This is a genomic window from Endozoicomonas sp. ONNA2 (assembly GCF_024606365.1).
Lineage (GTDB): Bacteria > Pseudomonadota > Gammaproteobacteria > Pseudomonadales > Endozoicomonadaceae > Endozoicomonas.
The window spans coordinates 1-5,448 of sequence record NZ_JAHHPO010000989.1 but is presented as its reverse complement, the minus strand read 5'-3'; the positions used below and the strand labels follow the sequence as shown (position 1 = coordinate 5,448).

Here is a 5,448-nt window from a genome sequence, read left to right as displayed (position 1 = left end):
AGCGACAAAGTCCTGCGCGAGATTCGGGGCAGTTTATGAAATATCCGGGTTAGTTTATTGTGGCAATTCAGAATGAACTTTTGGGGAAAAATCAAGTCTACTACTGTGCTCATGCTCTGTGTGCTGCCATTCTGGCAGAAATCGTGGGGCGGAATTTACCAATATACAGAGGATACGAGCCAGATGACTATCGCTAATACCCCGGCACCGGTGACAACACAGCCACTGCCCCCCCCTGTTTTCGCGCTACACATTAGATTATGAGCGAATTAAACAAGATCGCTGTAAGTGTTTCTGCGCTACCATTGTCTGTGGTGGTTTGGGTGGTGGTTTAGGTGGTTTTTTTGCTAAGTTGGGTGTAACTGCGATCACCAACCCTATCGCTGGTATCTTCATCGGCGCACCGATTAGCTGTTGCGCAGGTTGCGGCTTTGTAGCTCTCTTTTCCAGTAACAAATGCAAATACATCAAGCATCGAGATGTCACCGCCTGTACCGAACTACCCCGCCGTCTTGTCGGTGTTGCCGGTGGGCAGCAAAAGAGCCTGGAGCTACCATCGGCACCACCTCCATCGTACCAGGAAACGGGTCATGGCCACGTAGCTACTGTCCATTCCCAGCCCAAAGTTCGCTCCCAGGCACCCATGCATTCTTCTTCTCTATTGCCGGGCGTCGATTCGTTAAGCACCATTCACCCGACCACACATGCTACTTCTGAAATCATGCGTGGTATCAGTGAAGGGTCATACTCGAAGGTAGCGTCTGGTTCCTACAGACTGGCTTCATTGGGCTCAACCTCTCTGAATTCACCGGGCTTTAGCTCTGGCGGTGGCTTTGGTGACGATTGGTGACGAGTAGACGCTCTTGCCAGTTTCTGATTTTGCTTCGAATCATTTCGCCCTGTATAAAATGGCCTGCCCGGCATCAGACTCAGAAGGCAGATTGGGTGTACAAAGAACCCTGGCAATCCATCACGTTGATCAACGTGCGGGCAACGGTCTCAGTCTGACTTCTGGTCATACCCGGATATATTGGCAATGAAAGACAGTGCTCGGATAACTGCCCACAGACAGGTAATGCATGTTCTACGGCTATTCCTGCCAATGCCCTTTGTTTATTTAACGGCAAAGGATAATAGATAGCGCTGGCGATGCCTTTTTCGGCAAGACGCTTCTTGACCATATCCCGACCAGAAGGCAAGACCACTGTAAACTGATGAAAGATATGTTCGTGATGGTGTTGAGGAAAAAGTACTTCACTACCGCTCAAGAACTCCCGATACCACTGTGCTACCTGTTGCCTTTGTGCATTAAACGCCTCTATGTGCTGCAGTTTGACTCTTAACAGGGCGGCCTGAATTTCATCCAGACGACTGTTATAGCCCGGGCAGTCATGGTGGTACTGGCTTGAACTGCCATGATTTCGTAGCTTTCGTACCATTTCGGCTGCTTTCAATTGGTTGGTAATCACCAGACCACCATCACCAAATCCACCAAGGTTTTTACTGGGAAAAAAACTGAACGCACCGAGCAGTCCAAAATTACCGGTTTTGCGGGAATGATATGAAGCACCAAACGACTGCGCACAATCTTCCAGCAGAATTAAGCCATGGCGATCACAGACCGCCTGAATCTCCGATAGCGCGGCAGGCAAACCAAAAAGATGGACAAGCAGCACCGCCCGGCAACGGGAAGTAATGCTTCCCTCCAGCTCAACCGGGTCAATATTGAATGTCTCTGAGTCTATATCCACCAGAACGGGCGTTGCTCCTGACTGCATAATGGCTTCGGCTGTGGCAAAAAAGGTAAAGCCCGTGGTTAATACCTCATCCCCTGGCCCGATACCGGCGGCCTGAAGCGCAAGAATAAGCGCATCGGTACCATTGGCACAGCTGATGGCGTACCTGGCGCCGAGGTAATCAGCGGCTTCCTGCTCAAAAAATGCTACTTCTTTCCCCATGATAAAACGACCACTGCGTAATACTTTCAGTGCCTTTTTTTCTAACTGCGCCTGTATTGGCCGATGCCAGGCCTGCACATCCACCATGGGTATAGTGTTGATACTTTTTTGATTCATGCTTTTTTGATTCATGCTTTTTTGATTCATGGTGCCCCCTGAATAAATCATTTTTCTCGTAATGGTTGAATTCTCGCGGAATACTTCACCCATAGCTCGAAGAGCTTGGGTGGAGATGGTCGGGCCGCGCAGGTCGGGCCGCGCAGGTGAGGCGGCCATCCGCCTGGTGGTGGGAGGATGTCAACCTTTGCCTGGAGCGCAACGTTGGCTGTCAGAGGCTTATCCCCGTTTTTGCAATAATCTCTGCGATTCTGTTCGCCGCCTGCAACGCATCTCTGCCGTCTTCACCACTGACCTTTGGAGGGCTTGATGCGGCAACACTTAAAAGAAAGTCTTCAATCTCCAGACTGAGGGCATCACTGCCCTGGTAACTCTGCTCCTGACATTCAATGGCTGGAATACCCGGATGCAACTCCCCTTCGCCTTGAAAGAAATGGCTGACTTTCAGCGCCTGGAAATCAACACAGATACAGGCACGTTTCTGGAAAATCCGCATCTTTCTTTTGCTTTTCTGGCTGATGCGGCTGGCAGTTACATTGGCAACACAGCCATTGGCAAATGACAAACGGGCCTGGGCAATATCAAGGGTTTCTGACAAGACCGCGCTGCCATTGGCCGCAATATCCACGATCGGGGAGTTGACCATATTTAAAATAATGTCCAGGTCATGAATCATCAGATCCATAATCACATTGATGTCCATGGAGCGTGGTTTAAAGCTGGCCAGTCGGTGAGACTCGATAAACCGGGGCTGTTCAACCTTATCGGCAACGCTGCCCAGTGCCGCGTTGTACCGCTCCAGAAAGCCAACCTGGAGGATGAGCTGTTGCTCCCTGGCCAGCTTAATCATCTCTTCAGCCTGGGATAAGTTACTGGCAATGGGCTTTTCCACCAGCACATGCACACCAGAGCTGAGAAAGTCACTGGCAATGGAGTGATGCATGACGGTAGGGACAACCACGCTGACGGCGTCAACCTGGCCAATCAGATCCCGGTAATCACTGAAATAGCGGGTATTGCAGTTGCTGGCGACCTGCTGGCCACAGGTCTCATTGATATCGGCAACGCCCACAAGATGGCTGGATGCCAGCCGGGCATACTTTTGGGCATGAAATTTACCGAGATAACCCGCCCCAATCACTCCCGTTCTTAGCATTTTTTGGCATCACTCTCTGACTGACAGGAATACCGCCATTCTGACATTGATCCGGATATGGAATTAGTTCAGTAAACGGTATCCCCTGATCAAAGTTGTGGATGAGTAGCAGTCGTAGGGAAATGATAGACAGAAATTGCAGTTATGCCAGGGAAGGAAAAGGCAGCGGCTTGCGCTGCCTTCAAAGGATGCGTTGAGACAATCAGCTGCGCTTGCCGTACACGGACACTTCGGCAAATTTATGCCCACCGGCAGCGGTTTTGTAGTCCATCTCAATCTTGTTGATGATACGGTTGCCATCAAGCAAGCGGTATGGCAGAGAACGCTTGCCCTGTTGCAGACGCCTGTTGATGTGGATAGTCTGTGACTTACCGTTGCCATAAACGACTGTGATCTTTTTCATGAAAACAGGCGCCCTGTCGACTTTAAATGCAATGGTGTCGTACTTACCCTTGAAGCCGCTCACATGGATGACATCCTGCTCGCTTTGAAAAGAAACACGACGCTCACCAAGTTTCTTCCAGTCATCCGCCAGAACACCAAAGCTCAGCACGCTCATCAGTACCAGGGTCAGAAGCTTTTTCATGGTAATCCTTATCGACTCGTAAAAAATTGGAGTGCATATTAAGGAAACTGAAGCCATTGCCATAGTCAGTAAAAACCCTGAAAAACGACGAATTACTACTGTAAAAAGGGATTAAACACGTAGGCATCCAGCCTTTTGTAGCTATGTTTACTGATTCCACGTGGCCAGGTGCTTACTCAATCAAATTCCGAAAAAGATAAACTTCATAATAAAAAATGCCGCCAGCACCCACATACTGATGCTGACTTCACCAGTCCTGCCCGCCAGCCATTTTACCAGTGGATAGGCAATAAACCCGAGAGCAATACCGTTCGCGATGGAAAAACTCAACGGCATCATGATGGCGGTAATCAGTACCGGACCGGCTTCTGTCAGGTCATTCCAGTCAATGGTCGCCAGGCTTCCTGCCATCAGCACAGCGACATAAATCAGGGCGCCGGCGGTGGCATAGGCTGGCACCATGGCCGCCAGTGGCGAAAGGAACACGCAGAGCAGGAACAAAATACCCACCGTGACCGCTACCAGGCCGGTTCGTCCGCCTGCAGCGACACCTGAAGCACTTTCTACATAGGATGTTACCGTCGGTGTTCCCATCAGGGCACCAGCCCAGGAAGCGGTGCCATCGGTAATCATCGCCCGGTCCATGTTGTGCATTTTGCCATTGTCGTCAGCCAGGCCCGCTTTATCGCCAACAGCAATCAATGTTCCGGTGGTATCAAACAAATTCACAAACATGAACGCAACGATAACCCCCAGCATTTCCGGTTTCAGAGCACCCATGATATCCAGCTTGCCAACCACCGGTTCAAGGCTCGGTGGTGCCGAATATACTCCCTGGAAAGCGATATCGCCGGCCACAAGGCCTATGCCCGAGACCACCACAATATGGCGCTCAACACAGCGCCTTTAAAGCCACGGTAAGCCAGTCCCAGAATCAACAGCAGGCCCAGACAGGCCATCACCGGGCTGAACTGAGTAATATCACCGAGCGTGATAATAGTCCCCGGGCTGGCCACCACAATACCGGCATTTTTCAGACCAATCAGCGCCAGGAAAAGGCCAATGCCTGCGGTAATACCTACTCGCAGGCCCTGCGGAATGCTGTCAATAATCCACTGACGGATTTTGAACAGGCTCAGCAACATAAACCCGATCCCCCCCAAAAAACGGCACCCATCGTCTGTTCCCATGAGTAGCCCATGCCCAGTACAACGGCATAGGCAAAAAAAGCATTCAGGCCCATACCCGGCGCCAGGCCTACGGGCCAGTTGGCATACAGGCCAATAGCGATGGAACTCAAACCGGCGACAATACAGGTAGCCGTAAACAGGGCGCCTTTGTCCATTCCGGCATCGGCGAGCATACCCGGTATTACAAACACCACGTAACACATGGTAATAAAGGTGGTGAAACCGGCCAGCAACTCGGTTTTTACCGTTGTGTTATGTTCTTTGATTTTGAATAACCGATCGAGAAACACCGATTGCTCATGGGCCGAGGGCAGTGGTCTTGTATCCGCTCTATTCATGGAGGATTTAATCCTGTTGTTAAAAATTTTTAAGATCCCGGTCGTTAGTAGCTAGTTCTCGTCCAAAAACGCATCAGGCAATCATAATTTGACTGTACGTATG

General features: G+C 50.5%; 5 protein-coding genes and 1 pseudogene. 1 reads left to right on the top strand and 5 read right to left on the bottom strand.

The genetic code is table 11. The features are described from left to right. The first annotated feature begins 352 nt into the window (after positions 1 to 352). The gene (locus KDK14_RS17480) at positions 353 to 850 is read left to right on the top strand and encodes a hypothetical protein (RefSeq protein WP_257266470.1); all 498 of its coding nucleotides are present in this window, start codon (positions 353 to 355) and stop codon (positions 848 to 850) included. 79 nt (positions 851 to 929) lie between these two features. Here the strand turns inward: KDK14_RS17480 and KDK14_RS17475 are convergent, their stop codons facing one another. The 5 genes and pseudogenes from KDK14_RS17475 to KDK14_RS17455 form a co-directional block, all read right to left on the bottom strand. Beyond that, on the bottom strand, positions 930 to 2,105 hold the full coding sequence (locus tag KDK14_RS17475; RefSeq protein ID WP_257266469.1) for a DegT/DnrJ/EryC1/StrS aminotransferase family protein: 1,176 nt from the start codon (positions 2,103 to 2,105) through the stop codon (positions 930 to 932). Between the two features lie 181 nt (positions 2,106 to 2,286). After that, the gene (locus tag KDK14_RS17470) at positions 2,287 to 3,231 is read right to left on the bottom strand and encodes a Gfo/Idh/MocA family protein (protein ID WP_257266468.1); all 945 of its coding nucleotides are present in this window, start codon (positions 3,229 to 3,231) and stop codon (positions 2,287 to 2,289) included. Between the two features lie 202 nt (positions 3,232 to 3,433). Next, entirely contained in the window at positions 3,434 to 3,817 is a 384-nt protein-coding gene (locus tag KDK14_RS17465) for a hypothetical protein (RefSeq protein ID WP_257266467.1), read from the bottom strand. 180 nt (positions 3,818 to 3,997) lie between these two features. Beyond that, entirely contained in the window at positions 3,998 to 4,675 is a 678-nt protein-coding gene (locus KDK14_RS17460; protein WP_257266466.1) for an NCS2 family permease, read from the bottom strand. Positions 4,676 to 4,680: 5 nt separating this feature from the next. Then, a pseudogene (locus KDK14_RS17455) lies at positions 4,681 to 5,210 on the bottom strand (solute carrier family 23 protein). Positions 5,211 to 5,448 lie beyond the last annotated feature (238 nt).